The sequence below is a fragment of the Streptomyces sp. NBC_00440 genome (genome assembly GCF_036014215.1).
GTDB lineage: Bacteria > Actinomycetota > Actinomycetes > Streptomycetales > Streptomycetaceae > Streptomyces.
Genome location: NZ_CP107921.1, coordinates 2,590,608 through 2,603,226, shown reverse-complemented (window position 1 = coordinate 2,603,226; position 12,619 = coordinate 2,590,608). Strand labels below are relative to the sequence as shown.

General features: G+C 66.0%; 12 protein-coding genes and 1 tRNA gene. 6 read left to right on the top strand and 7 right to left on the bottom strand.

Features of this window, described 5'->3' with window-relative positions; genetic code table 11:
* The first annotated feature begins 66 nt into the window (after nt 1–66).
* On the top strand, nt 67–555 hold the full coding sequence (locus OHB13_RS11545) for a MarR family winged helix-turn-helix transcriptional regulator (RefSeq protein ID WP_266856932.1): 489 nt from the start codon (nt 67–69) through the stop codon (nt 553–555).
* A 22-nt stretch (nt 556–577) separates the two neighbouring features.
* Here the strand turns inward: OHB13_RS11545 and OHB13_RS11540 are convergent, their stop codons facing one another.
* From OHB13_RS11540 to OHB13_RS11515, 6 genes are all read right to left on the bottom strand, one after another.
* Complete coding sequence (locus tag OHB13_RS11540) at nt 578–865, bottom strand: hypothetical protein (RefSeq protein WP_328376995.1); 288 nt, start codon at nt 863–865, stop codon at nt 578–580.
* A gap of 811 nt (nt 866–1,676) precedes the next feature.
* Nucleotides 1,677–1,817 (bottom strand): hypothetical protein, encoded by a 141-nt coding sequence (locus OHB13_RS11535; protein ID WP_328376994.1) that lies wholly within the window; start codon nt 1,815–1,817, stop codon nt 1,677–1,679.
* A 1,026-nt stretch (nt 1,818–2,843) separates the two neighbouring features.
* Complete coding sequence (locus tag OHB13_RS11530) at nt 2,844–3,593, bottom strand: PaeR7I family type II restriction endonuclease (protein WP_328376993.1); 750 nt, start codon at nt 3,591–3,593, stop codon at nt 2,844–2,846.
* Between the two features lie 13 nt (nt 3,594–3,606).
* The gene (locus OHB13_RS11525) at nt 3,607–5,274 is read right to left on the bottom strand and encodes an Eco57I restriction-modification methylase domain-containing protein (RefSeq protein WP_328376992.1); all 1,668 of its coding nucleotides are present in this window, start codon (nt 5,272–5,274) and stop codon (nt 3,607–3,609) included.
* A gap of 2,010 nt (nt 5,275–7,284) precedes the next feature.
* Complete coding sequence (locus tag OHB13_RS11520; protein ID WP_405944608.1) at nt 7,285–7,617, bottom strand: hypothetical protein; 333 nt, start codon at nt 7,615–7,617, stop codon at nt 7,285–7,287.
* A gap of 388 nt (nt 7,618–8,005) precedes the next feature.
* Nucleotides 8,006–8,140, bottom strand: coding sequence for a hypothetical protein (locus OHB13_RS11515; protein ID WP_328376991.1), 135 nt, complete (start codon nt 8,138–8,140; stop codon nt 8,006–8,008).
* Between the two features lie 280 nt (nt 8,141–8,420).
* Here OHB13_RS11515 and OHB13_RS11510 point away from each other — a divergent pair, with 280 nt between their 5' ends.
* Genes OHB13_RS11510 through OHB13_RS11495 form a run of 4 tightly spaced genes read left to right on the top strand, consistent with a single transcriptional unit; the run spans nt 8,421 to nt 10,052 of the window.
* The gene (locus OHB13_RS11510) at nt 8,421–8,897 is read left to right on the top strand and encodes a helix-turn-helix domain-containing protein (RefSeq protein WP_328376990.1); all 477 of its coding nucleotides are present in this window, start codon (nt 8,421–8,423) and stop codon (nt 8,895–8,897) included.
* Nucleotides 8,860–9,228 (top strand): hypothetical protein, encoded by a 369-nt coding sequence (locus OHB13_RS11505; RefSeq protein ID WP_328376989.1) that lies wholly within the window; start codon nt 8,860–8,862, stop codon nt 9,226–9,228. Before OHB13_RS11510 ends, OHB13_RS11505 begins: the two co-directional genes overlap by 38 nt.
* Nucleotides 9,228–9,458 (top strand): hypothetical protein, encoded by a 231-nt coding sequence (locus tag OHB13_RS11500; protein WP_328376988.1) that lies wholly within the window; start codon nt 9,228–9,230, stop codon nt 9,456–9,458. Before OHB13_RS11505 ends, OHB13_RS11500 begins: the two co-directional genes overlap by 1 nt.
* A 12-nt stretch (nt 9,459–9,470) precedes the next feature.
* Nucleotides 9,471–10,052: an HD domain-containing protein gene (locus OHB13_RS11495; RefSeq protein ID WP_328376987.1), complete on the top strand. Its 582-nt coding sequence runs from the start codon at nt 9,471–9,473 to the stop codon at nt 10,050–10,052.
* Between the two features lie 529 nt (nt 10,053–10,581).
* Here the strand turns inward: OHB13_RS11495 and OHB13_RS11490 are convergent.
* Nucleotides 10,582–10,654, bottom strand: a tRNA-Arg gene (locus tag OHB13_RS11490).
* A 337-nt stretch (nt 10,655–10,991) separates the two neighbouring features.
* On the opposite strand from OHB13_RS11490, the gene OHB13_RS11485 reads away from it, so the two are divergent.
* Nucleotides 10,992–12,593 (top strand): dynamin family protein, encoded by a 1,602-nt coding sequence (locus OHB13_RS11485; protein WP_328380270.1) that lies wholly within the window; start codon nt 10,992–10,994, stop codon nt 12,591–12,593.
* Nucleotides 12,594–12,619: the final 26 nt, after the last annotated feature.

Sequence of the window (12,619 nt, the reverse complement as noted above, 5' to 3'; positions counted from 1 at the left end):
CTGTGCCCCTGAGCGAGTGACCCCCGACCCTGTGGCCTCCGTGCTGGAGGTCAGTAAAGTTCGCGTATGCCGCCCCAGCCCCGATCCGGGACCCGTAAGCCGCCGAAGGACCACACGTCCGACGCGCGACTGCTCACCGAGGCCGTCACGCGCCTGCGCCGTTCCTTGCGGGCGTCGATCCGCACCGACTACCCGTGGGAGACCCTGCCCATGGCCCAGGTCGAACTGCTCCAGGTCCTCGCGGAACACTCCCCGGCCCGCATCAGCGACCTGGCCACCCGCCAGCATCTGGCGGCCAGCACGGTATCGGGCCTGATCGGGCAGATGATCACGGCGGGTCTGGTGACCCGCGATGTCGACTCAGCCGACCGGCGGGCCTCCGTCGTCGTTCTCACCGACGCGGGCCGCGCCCAGCTCACCGCATGGGCCCAGGCCCATGAACGCCGCCTGGGTGCCGCTCTCGCCGCCCTGGGCGACGCGGACCGCGACACGGTCCGGGCGGCACTGCCCGCCCTGCTCCGTATCGCGGAACACCTGGACGACACCGGGGACTGACCGGGCGCCCTTGAAAGCGGGCTCAGTTGGAGTTCGCGCTCTTGGCGGGACGGCCGTCGATGTAGGCCGTGACCCGGTAGAGGTAGCCGCCAGGGGTGAGGTAGAGCGTGTGATTGGTCGCCCCGCGAGGGTCCCCGGGAGGCACCTCCACCCAGCCGATGAGGACGGATCGGGGGATCGGCACCCTGACCTCGGCGAGCTCCGCTATCACCTTGGGGTCGAGTGCCACGGGGCGCAGTTCGAGCAGCCCCCCGCTGTTCCACAGTTCGCCGGACTCCGTCTGCGAACACGTCGCCGTTGCGCTGCTCATGACTTCTCCTGTCGATCAGTCGAATCCGTGCTGTGACCTTAAGTGCACTCAGCGTGAGCGGGCCGCCAGGAGGGCTGGAATGGCTCATTCCCCGTGCTGACGTGGCGCTGCACGATGGTTCCTGCTCGTAGGCCTTCCGGCACGGTGTGTGCCGATGGGTTCCACCCTGCCGGAGGCATCCTGAAGCTGACCTGAAGCACCCTGAAGCCGCCTTCAGGTTCGGCCTGTTGGTTACGCGGGCGCGGCTGCCGGCGGTGGGGCGGAGTGGGGCTTCCTCGCCGACGCGGGCCGCGCCCGGCTCGCGGCGTGCGGTCGATGTCCGCAGATCCCGCGCCTCCCGGTTCAGGGCCGCCCGGGGTCCTTACGCCGTCACTACGTCGTTCTCGCTACGTTCCCCAGACCTGAAAAAAGGCCCTCCCGGTGGGAGGGCCCGGCCGCGGTGCGGCGAGAGTGCCCCCGGCAGGACTCGACGACAAGGGCTGGTCGTTCCGGGCCGCTTGTGACTTGCGGAGATTCGTTGGGCGTGGCGGTTTCGACGCATCTGTCGAAGACTCGAATGGTCTGACGTACGGTCACCAGAACGGCGAGTCGCCGAACATCTGACTGATGGCCGGCGGCTCGCTGATGGTAAGGGCCTGCTACCAGGCGCTGGCAGCGGGTTCCTCTGTGCGCGGGGAGAGGATGCGATCGTCCGTGTGTAGATCGTCGTCACGCCATGTAGTGAATGGCAGTGATCCCTCGTGATGCTCGCCGTGAGCGTCCGTTGCCCAGCGGGACAGACCTCAACATCCGTTGTCAACTGATTAGGTGACTACAGACTCTGCAGCCACCAGACGGTCGCCGTCACCATGACAGCGCCTGCGGTGTACGCCGCCCCACGGACGGATGCGAACAGCGCGGTACGGATCAACCGCTTGAAGGTGGCCTTCTCGGAAGTGGATTTCTTCGGCATGCTTTCGAGGTCCTCCGGGTCGTGCACCCTTGGCTGGGCGCCCTGTACCTACAGTCGCCCCTCCCTGACGGGTCAGGATGTGTGAGGCCGCTTTTCGACACATCGGGGCGCCCGCGCACATGTTTGGACATCGTGCGAGTATTGCTGGACGTTTCTGGACGGTGCCGGACGGTCGGGGGTATGTCGTGGCGAGGGCCTTGCAGAAGCCGGGGCTCCCCCCGGGCGCTCTCAGGGAACTTAACGAAGCTCTACACGAGCTGCACTTGCTGGCTGGGTGGCCAAGTTGTCCGCAGATGGCGGAACCGCCAGCCACCTATTCCAAGAGCACCATCCATGCCGCCTTCCGTAGGCCGGACCTGCCCACGTCGGAACTCGTTGACCAGCTAGCACACCAACTTGCCAGCCTGGCTGGCCGGAACCCGGAAGAAGAGGTTCCTCGGTTCCACGAGTTGTGGGTTTCTGCTGCCCGGGAAGATTCCGTTGTGGGGGGCGGTGAAGAGCAGCCATTTGAGGCAACGCCCGGGGTCGTACCACCGGGAGCGCGGGGGCCTCATGACGGGGACGGTTCATGGGCGCTTCTGCATCGCAGGGGTAGCCCGCAGGTTGACTCTGAAACAGTGACGGCTGCCTCAGAGCTCGACAGTACAGTTTGGCTGAATATAATAGAGTTGGCAATATCTGCTGCGCTTTTGTCCCTTTTTCCCGTAAAGACCAAGGCTTACGAGTTCTTGCACAGCGCGAAGCTGCCCGAAGAGATTTATGTCGCAGGTGCCCCAGAATCGATTGGCTACTGGGTTGGAATAGTGGAGCATGTTCGCAGCGATTCCTCCCTGGAGGGCCTAATAGGGCTGATCAAATCAGCGGAGGCGGTCTGCGGTGGAGGTCCGCGCGAGCTGCAAGTACTCCTCGGTGCACTCAGTGATGCTCCGAGCGGCTGAGGTCAGCACTCGTCGAATCGGACTGTTGGTTTCCGGCATGCTGACGGAAGCGTATCGCGGCGCCAAATCTAGTGGCGCCGCGATGCTGTTACATCGGCAGCTTTCCTTGATCAGGGCCAGGTAGTCCTAGATCCTCTAGGTACCTGATGCGAGCGTTAATCGCCGCTGAGAAGTGGCGCCAGTCCAGGCTTGTGACAAGCTCGCTTGGCTTCGTTTCATCCTTCGTGGACGTGATGTAGCAGACAGAGTCGTAAAGCCCCTCATCCATTAGGCGCTCGCAGAAAATGGCGAACCTATCTTGGTAGGACTTCCCTAGCCAGATCCGCTCGACTGGAAAGGGGCCTTTCCGGACCGATACTGGACTGCGAGACTTGGGGTGATCTTCCATTATGAAAAAATACCCGAGCCACGGCTTCTCGCCAGGGAAGGCATCGGCGAGTGCAGCACGGCGCAGGTCCACGGCGCTGCCAAGTGCTTCCTCCACCCGGTTGTTGTAGTTGTTTCCGAATGAAGGCCCACCCAGGGCTTTGAGCTCGAAGGCGGCAACCAAGGTGTTGCCGCGGGTTACTACGAGATCCCACTGCTTTTGGGGTCGGTAGTACCCAGGAAGCTCCAGCCCCTGCTGCTTGTTTACCCGAATGTCCTCCGGTGCGTAGCCGGCGTCGAGGAAGAACTTGGCGAGCAGCGCAACAATATGGTCGAAATGCTTACCTCCTCGCACTGAGCCAGCCGTTCCCGCCCCCACGGCGTCCTTGATGACGGAGAGCTCACGCTGAGTGTTTTTGGCATCCCAGTACGCAGCTATGGCGTCCTCGAAGTCTTGGCGGGTGACCGTCAAGATCCGTTCCTTTCTAGTCGGGCAGTTCGGCGAGCCCATAGACACGTAGAGCTGCTTCCGTGGCAACCTGCACATCGCGTTTGTCGAAGGCTTCCCTGAGTGCGACCTGGTCGCTCTCGCTGATCGCCTGCGGATCGGGCACGCGGATCTTGCGGAGGTACTGCGCCTGGAAGCGGATCGTTCCCCCTCGCATCTTGACCGCGTAAGCCTCTACGAAAGCCTCGGCAACTTTCGACAGCAACAGACCGCCGAGAACGCGCATGTCCCAGGCGTCCGAGACGATGAAGTACAGGTTGTGGTGAGGGTACAGTCCGCCCTCATCGAGGACCGGATGGATCGTCAGCTTCATGTCCGGCAACAGCAGCTTCGGCCGACCAATCAGGCAGTGATCGACCTTGTCGATCGTCTTGTACCAGCGATCAGGCTGTTTGGTCGCGATGTAGCGCTTCCGCAGCGCGGTTCCATGTTCCTCGAAGTACGAGGCGAGGCGGGGATACACGGCAAGATCGACGAGGCGGCCCTCGGCTGCCCATGGGTTGACCAGATATGTGCCGTGCCAGTCGAGGGCACCGCTGGTCGTATCGCGGACCATGGCCATGGGGAGGAGTCGATCGCTCTCGACGAGCCCCTTGTCTTCCGTGAGGAAGACCTTGTCGGCGCCGGTGGCAATGCCGATGCCGACCCGAGTGCCTGTCTTGTCGTCTTCCAGCAGCCGGAAGCGTTCTGTGAGTTCCTCGAGTACCGCCAGTCTGGCGGGGGAGGCGGCTGGCCAGGAATCCTCATCCGGGAACCAGTTAGGCATGCGGGCTGCTTGGAATGCCGTTGTGGTGATCGACTCCGAGGAGTCCTGTGCGCACCAGGACACAAAGTCTCGGGCCTGCGCGCTGCGGAACTCCCGGGTGGTGTCTGCTGCCACTGCGCGGCCTTGAGCCTGGTTGGAGATGATCGTGATGGCCGGATAGGCCGAAACCTGATCCTCGAAGGCGTCTACGTCATGCATGACAAGCGTCACGTCCATGCTGAAGCGGCTGCGCACCATCTGCCGGAGGCGACGACCGTACTGGTTCCGCATCCAGCGGTCCGCACAGATGAAGCCGAGCCGTCCCTCTGGAGTGAGGCTCTGTAGCGCTACTTCGTAGAAGCCGACGTAGATATCTGCTCGGCCACCCATTGTGGTACAGGCTTGACGGTATGCAGTCATCCGGGCATCGGGAACGTCTTCGAGGCGGATGTATGGAGGGTTGCCGACTACGTAGTCAGCTCGATGGCCAGCGTCGGCTTGCAGTAGGTAGTCACCTTGCTCGACCCAGGCTGCAGCCACCTTCCTCGACTCCCCTGCCGGCCATCCCTCAGCCAACAGCTGCGCCTCGACAGTCGCGCGGCTCCGCAGCACGTTGCGGTCCAACAGGTCCAGGGCGCGAACTGCGGAGAGTGAATCCGTGATGGGGCGGTTGTGCGCGCGGCAGGACGAACTGATCCTCGAAGCGATCGCGACCAGGAACGCACCAGCACCACAGGCGGGCTCGACAAGCCTCACCTCGGTGAGGTCCTTGTCCGCGGTGTAACCGAGGAGATCGAGGGCAAGGTCGACCACCCAGCGTCGCGTGAAGACCTCACCGTGTTCCACGGCCTCCATAGGGAGGTTATGTAGGTCTGTGTCGAGGAACAGAGGAGTAGCCACGTTCCGACCTTACTAGGGAGGATTCTGGCCACAGATCCTGTCACGGCAGCTGTACGTCGTGAGCTTCGTGGTGGGACACGTTCTTTCGGAGTGCAGAGCGGCGTTCGCCCTCAGCCGGCACCATCGCCGGGTGCGCGGGGCGGCCACCGCGGGATCGGTAGTCGGCTGGTGCGGGCTGCGGGTGGGTCTCTGCCGACAGCTGATCCAGGACCTGAGCCTCAACCAGAGCAGCCTGACGGACGTTCTTGGGGCGTCCACGACGGCCCGGAAGAACCGCGAGTCTGAAGGCCGGTGACCGTTGAAGTGCAGGGAGATCGAAGCTCACGAATATCCTGACAGAGCGCAACTTGCTCAGTACTCACGGTGTTCAGCTGAAAGTTGGGGGATGCGTGGATGCTGAAGTTGCCCGTTTGGTGGAGAGTGGAGCGACGGCCTTGGGCGGGCTACTGGCAACGGACGCGTACGAACGTGCTCTGCGTCCGCGGCTGGCGGGCCTGCTCCGGCACGGACGGCCGGGTTGGCAGTTGCCGGACATCGAGCACTTCGACCGGATGCGCAATGACCTCTCGGTTGCTGGGGCCCGTGGGGACGAGAGGGTGCAGCGAGTTATTGCCCGCGAGCTGAGGGGCTACGTGCGGAGCATGATCGATGCCGATCCAGTTGCTGTTGCGGACCCCCTCGCGTCAGTGCGGGAGGAGCCGGAAGGGGGGTCGGGAGATGGCGTGGCCACCGTCTCACTCCTCAACAACACGATCATTGGGGCCGTGCAAGGGTCGGGCTTACAGCACAACTCGTTTCAAAGGTAGGTGCGTTGAGCGATCGGAACGAGTCCAACAGTGTGTACAACAGCACCATCCATGGCCCTGTCCAGGTGTCAGGGGAGCAGGTCAATAGCTTCATTGGTGTTCAGATTCTGCAGCCCTCGGCGCATTATTTGCTTCGTAATCGAGAGCGCATTGCGCGGGCCACGCACTGGCAGATCAAGCGGGAGTTCCTTCTTCGGGCCTGGGCTGTTTGCTTGAATTGAGTACTGGAGGCCTCGGGCTTCTTGGAATCGTCATGGCCGTTCGAGGCAGAGGGCTGTTCGCCGATCTGCTTCGGGGGTTTTGTCATAGCTTGTCGTCGCGGCACTTGTTGGCTGGCTGAGTGACGCCTTGTTCTTCTGGGCCCGGCATCGACTGGGGTCTCGGGAAAACCCATTGCCTACTTGTGGCGGCCCGGTCTTTCTGCGTGATGTCCTACCAAGGGGCGTGATCGTGTTCGTCGCCGCTCTTCTGTTCGTCCTGCTCCCTCGTTTCTCCCCATGAACCTCCGCCATTGTCTGCGAGCTCCGAAGCCTTTAAAAATGTCCTGGCCGACTCAGAAGCCGGTGACAGCTTGCCCCGTGAGGCGTTGGGCGACCTGCCAGAGCTTGCCTGAGCGTGATGCCTTCACGATGACCTTGTCGCCGGGGCGGAGGATGGAAGTCGTTTCCTGCCCCGTGAATCTTGCGGAAGCGCATGGCGAAGCTCCTTGCGCGGTGAGTGACAGCTGGGAGGTGGAAGCAGCTGATGGCGGGCCGCCGGGATCAGCGGTCGAGATGCCAATTGCGCCCCGCCGAGGGGAGGAAGCCGATTGGGGCTGGCTTCCCCTGGCAGGTATGCCGATCAGGAAGCCGTTACCGACAATGAAGCACGTGTCTCGTACAGCAATCAGATGGCGCGGGCCGCTCTGGTGAACGACGGGTTGTGGGTCTACGCCAGTGGATGCCCCGGCCGCCCGCACGGGGGCGACGGACGGTCGGGGCGGCTCAGGCGGCGTTGGGCCTGCAAAAACGGGCTGTCCGCTACTCGGGCTGGATGCTCAGTCCTTCGTGGCGTCCGGGGCGGGCGGGTAGAAGAACGCCCGCGCGGGCCGGGGTTCCGGGTCTCTTGAGTCCGGTTGCTGTGTGGCTTCCCACGCTGCTACCAGTTCCGCGTACCGGGGATCGGTCCATTCCATGTGGCTTCCCTTCTTCTCGCAGGCTACCGATCAGCCCTTGGGCTTGGGCTGCACAACGATCGTGCAGTCCGGTGAGTGCTGGCACTTCGCGGATACGGACACCAGCAGTTCATCGGTCGGTGGGCTCCAGAGCTCCGGGTCCACCGTGTACCCGAGGCCGGCGATGGCCTCGTGGGTCCGGTCCAAGATCTTCGGGTCGTAATTCGTCGGGTCGTACCCCGGGAAGTGGTGGACGAATGCGCCGCCGAGTGTCGCGCACAGTTCTGCGTACAGGGCGGTGTGCAGGATCAGGGCGTGCCATCCCTCGTCCACGATCCGCGACGGCGCCAGGCTGACGCCGGGGCGCCGGGAGCACGCGGCCATGAACTTCAGGGCCTCTTCCGGCCGTGTCCTGGGCCATGGCCCGGTTGGCGTCCATGACGGTCTGGCGGCAACTGGTGAACAGCGCGTCGGTGATGAGTGCGCGGGCGATGACGGGGATCGGGGACGGGTCGGGGCCGGGGGTTGGGGGTACGCTCACGGCTGATCTCCTCTGGTGAGTCCGGATGGGGATTGGGCCCGCCCCGGCCGGTGGCTCCGCCAAGAGATCTGGCCGGGGCGGGAATTCATGGGCAGTAGCGGCGCACCGGCAGGACGCGAACCGGGCACACGACGTGCAGGCGGACCGCCGCGACCGCGCCAGTGCCGCTGCTGATCTCGTACTCCTGAGCCGGCTCGCCTGGCAGGATCGGCCGGTCGCAACTCGCGCAGATCACGAGAGCGCCTCGTTCTTCGAGTCACGCCACGCGTGCTGCAGCCCGATGGCCGTCACGCAGTTCACGCCGATCCGGCACGAGCCGGGGCAGCTCTGGGCGTGGCCGAGGAACTCCTGGTATGCGGCGTCCACGCGCCCCGCTCCCGTGTCGATCACAGCCTGAATGCGGCCGGGCCCACCCGTTGACGCTCCGATATCCACTATGACACCCCTTCTACTACGCTGAGTTGCCTGCTCATTACTGCGCTCATCACGGTAGGGAGCAGAGATCATCGGCTGAAGTGACCGCGGGTACGGGTATTCACTCGCGGGCTACGGGCAATGGGGGCACCATGCCGAGCAGACCACCAACTACCCCGACCGCCGGTCGGGGTTCCGCCCCGCGCCCCGCGGAGGTGTCGTCTCCGGGTACGTGTTCCGCCTCATCCGCGAACAGCTCGGACTCACCCAGGACGAACTCGCAGACCGATTCGTGATCTCTGCCGACACCATCGCGGGATGGGAGTCCGGCAGACGGGCACTTACCGCGATCCCGGGTGGCCAGATGCTCGTCCACCGCCACGGCTTCATGCGGCTCGGCGCGCCTCCTGCCCTCCTCCTCACGCTGGAGCGGGCCATAGAGGCTGATGTCCTCCTCGCCGGCGTCCTTGAGGACAGCGCCTCGACCGGCGCGAGCCCCCTCGGCGCATGGGTCATGCAACGCGACCTCGTCGAGGTCCTCGCCTGGCCCCCTCAACAACGTGCCACCGACACCTCTACGCCGCCTGCCTCTGCCGCCACGACGCCGACACGGGCCTGTCCCCGCCGGCCCGGAACTTTCAGCCGGCGAACGGCAACGGTTCTTCTTGCAGATGCGCACCACAGCAGAGCAGGCCCGCGGGCCTGGTGATTTCCTGCTCCGCAGGCAGGCCCTCTATCTCGCCGGATACGATGCGGATCCCGACACTCCGGAATGGCTCGCTCGCCAGCAGCGCACCGAGCGCCCCAGCGACTGGCTGACGTCCTGGCTCAATTCCCGCTCCGCGGCCGCCGTCGCGGCACGCCAGGGTGACCGGGACCGTATGGGCCACTTCATCAAGAACACCCTGACCGACGACGACGCCGGCGAAACCGCCAACCTGAATTACTGGCGTACTGGATCGGCGAGTCCCAGCACATTCACCTGTCCGACGACTTCATCGGCGCGCCCACGCCTGGCCCTTGGCATGGCGACCGACTGATGGAGCACCTGATCCGTGGGCTGACACCCGAGCATGGGTTCTTTGACCTCAACGTTCACACCTTGTGGGCGCTGCTCGCGGCCCGGCCTGCCCTGCTGCGCTCCGGATCGGCATCGGTACGTAGCCTGCGCGCGCAGCTGCCCGTGATGTTGGATACGCAGGAGCTGACAGCGCGGACGCGCGGGGAGCTGGACGGCATTCGGTATGCGATGCGCCTCGCAGAGGCATAAGAGGAGCCAGACGTGGCTGACGATCTGTCCGCGGTAGCGCACTTCCTGTACGAGACGGGGACTCTGAAGCAGGCCCGGCGTACAGGGTGGTGGATGGCCGGCGTACGTGACCCGGAAAGCGTCGCTGATCACTCCTGGCGCACGTCGCTCATTGCCTCGGTCATCGCGAAGCTGGAGGGCACTGATCCTGCGCGGGCGGCGTTCCTTGCGGTGTGGCACGACTCGCAGGAGTCCCGCACGGGGGACGTCAACCACCTCGGGAAGAAATACTCCTCCGGTGCGGACCCGCGGGAGGTGACCGCAGACCAGACCGCCGGTATGCCCGAGGTGCTGGCCGAGACCGTCCGCGAACTGGTCGGGGAGTACGAGGCGAAGGAGACCGCCGAGGCGATCTGTGCCAGGGATGCGGACAAGCTGGAGTGCATGCTCCAGGGCATCGAGTACCGCGCGCAGGGCTATGAGAACGCACAGCGGTGGATCGACAACAGCCGCGGTCGGCTGGTAACGGAGACGGCCTGCCGCCTGGCGGATGAACTGCTCAGTCAGGGGCCGTTGGATTGGCTGCGTAAGGCCCTTGGTGAGGCGAAGGGCTGACCGGCCCCGGACGCACGAAATTACCCCTGCCCGGCTGTGAGGCCAGACAAGGGCGGTCACGCTGTCAGGAGCGCCGGTGCTCGGCAGGCAGCACGACCGGACTCGCGCTCGGGCCGGTGATGGTTGATCGTGTGCCGGGGCCGGCGCTGTCCTCGCGGCAGGTCAAGGTGTCGGGATCGTAGGCCTGGGATTGCAGGGTTCACGGGCTGTGCCCATCGGGGCCCCTGTTCGCCCGTCCCGGCGTCCGTGCCATCGGTTCCGGCCGCCCGCTCGCCGCGAGGCCCCGCCGGGACAAGCGCGGGGGTGACCCGTGACGTCGAGCCCGCCGACCCGGTGGGCCTCCGCCGTCGTCCTCGCCGACGCGGGCCGCGCCCGGCTCGCGGCGTGCGGTCGATGTCCGCAGATCCCGCGCCTCCCGGTTCAGGGCCGCCCGGGGTCCTTACGCCGTCACTACGTCGTTCTCGCTACGTTCCCCAGACCTGAAAAAAGGCCCTCCCGGTGGGAGGGCCCGGCCGCGGTGCGGCGAGAGTGCCCCCGGCAGGACTCGAACCTGCGGCCAAGCGCTTAGAAGGCGCCTGCTCTATCCACTGAGCTACGGGGGCCGGATCGTGGCCTCGGCGGCCTGGAGCCCCGGTTGTACGGGTGCGTGACCTTGCCAGGGACCAGGATAGGGCTCCATTCACCTGCTCCCCGTTGCTTCACCTCCGTGGCACGATGTGGAGGTTCAGTGAAGCGAACTGATAATCGCAGGCGGGTGCGGATCGCGCACCGCTTTTGGCTCCTCGGATCCCGGGTGTTGTGCAGTCGTTATGCCTGCGTCCCACTCGTCCCGAGTGGTCCGGGTGTCCGAACGGCCCTGATCGCCCCCTATTGGCGCGCACAAGTGGCTATACGCTTCAAAAAGCCAATGAAATTGGGCATTCTTCGCATGTGGTGACCTTGGATGTACGGCCTCAGCTGATCGACGCACTCTCCGCCCTGCGTGACCGAGTCGGCGCCGTGCGCCTTCCGCTCCCGTTGCCAGGCGCACCGCGCGCCCGCCGGACGCGGACCGAATTGCTCGCGCAGCTCGACGACTACCTGGTGCCCCGGCTCAGAGCTCCGGATGCACCCCTGCTCGCCGTGATCGGCGGGTCGACCGGTGCGGGGAAGTCCACGCTCGTCAATTCGCTGGTCGGACGCCGGGTCAGCGAGGCCGGAGTGCTGCGGCCCACCACACGGACACCGGTCCTGGTCTGCCACCCCGACGACCATCACTGGTTCTCGGGGCTGCGCGTGCTGCCGCGCCTCACCCGCGTATGGCTTCCGCAGCAGGACGACACCGGCGACGACGGGCCCCCGGAGCCGCACGCGGCCACCAGCGGTGCGCTGCGGGTCGAAGTGGCGGCGAACCTGCCGCGCGGGCTCGCCCTGCTCGACGCCCCCGACATCGACTCGCTCGTCGCGGGCAACCGGGCGCTGGCCGCCGAGTTGATCTGCGCCGCCGACGTGTGGGTCATGGTGACCACCGCGTCCCGGTACGCGGACGCCGTGCCCTGGCATCTGCTGCGTACCGCGAAGGAGTACAACGCGACACTCGTCACCGTCCTCGACCGGGTGCCCCACCAGGTCGTCGGAGAGGTGTCACGGCAGTACGGCGCGCTGCTCACCCGGGCCGGGCTCGGGGACGCGCCGCGCTTCACGATCCCCGAACTGCCCGAGTCGGCGGGCGGCGGCAGCGGACTGCTGCCCACCACCGCCGTCGCACCGCTGCGCGCATGGCTGACCCAGCACGCGCAGGACCCGGCGGCCCGACAGCAGTCCCTCGACCGCACGGCGACCGGGGTGATCGATTCGCTGGGTGCGCGGATGCCCGAACTGGCTGCCGCCGTCGCCATGCAGTACTCCGCAGCGGTACGGCTCACCGGCACCGTCGAGGAGGCGTACGCGGGTGAGGGCAAGCGCGTACGAGCACGCCTCAAGGCGGGCGCCGTGCTGGCCGGAGACGCCAGGACCCGGTGGCGCGGCTATCCGTTGGACAGTTCGTCGGGCGAACTGCTCGACGCGCTCTCGGAGAGCCTGGCGGTACTGCTCCAGTGCGCGGTGGCCGCCGCAGACGAACGGGTCCGCGAGAGCTGGGGGCGCGAGCCCGCGGCAGCCGGTCTTGAGACGGAGGCGGCGGAGGCCGGCGAGCGGGTCGGCCTCGCCGTGCGGCGCTGGCGGCGGGTCCTGGAGGAGCTGGCCGAGGAAGAGGTGGGCGGGCTGGAGCGCTCGGCCGCGCCGGAACCCGAGGCGGTCGCCGCGCTGCTGGCCGCCGCGCTGCTGGGCGGGCGCCGGACGCGCAAGGCGGGGGAGCGGCTGGCCGAACGGATCGGCGCGCAGAGGGCGCTGAGGCTGCGCGACAAGGGCGCCGAGCTGGTCAGCACGTACATCGACGACGTGCTCGGCGCGGAGCGCGACCGCCGGCTCGCACCGCTGGACGCCCTCGACGTGGGCCCCGAGTCGCAGGCCGAACTGATCGCCGCGCTGTCCGTACTGCAGAAGGAGAAGTGCCCGCGATGACCGAGGCGACCGAGACGACACACGTG

Coding starts and splice junctions, on each gene's coding strand:
- OHB13_RS11545 (WP_266856932.1), top strand. CDS start 67: ATGCCGCCCCAGCCCCGATCCGGGACCCGTAAGCCGCCGAAGGACCAC.
- OHB13_RS11540 (WP_328376995.1), bottom strand. CDS start 865: ATGAGCAGCGCAACGGCGACGTGTTCGCAGACGGAGTCCGGCGAACTG.
- OHB13_RS11535 (WP_328376994.1), bottom strand. CDS start 1,817: ATGCCGAAGAAATCCACTTCCGAGAAGGCCACCTTCAAGCGGTTGATC.
- OHB13_RS11520 (WP_405944608.1), bottom strand. CDS start 7,617: ATGGCCGCGTGCTCCCGGCGCCCCGGCGTCAGCCTGGCGCCGTCGCGG.
- OHB13_RS11505 (WP_328376989.1), top strand. CDS start 8,860: ATGCGCACCACAGCAGAGCAGGCCCGCGGGCCTGGTGATTTCCTGCTC.
- OHB13_RS11500 (WP_328376988.1), top strand. CDS start 9,228: ATGGAGCACCTGATCCGTGGGCTGACACCCGAGCATGGGTTCTTTGAC.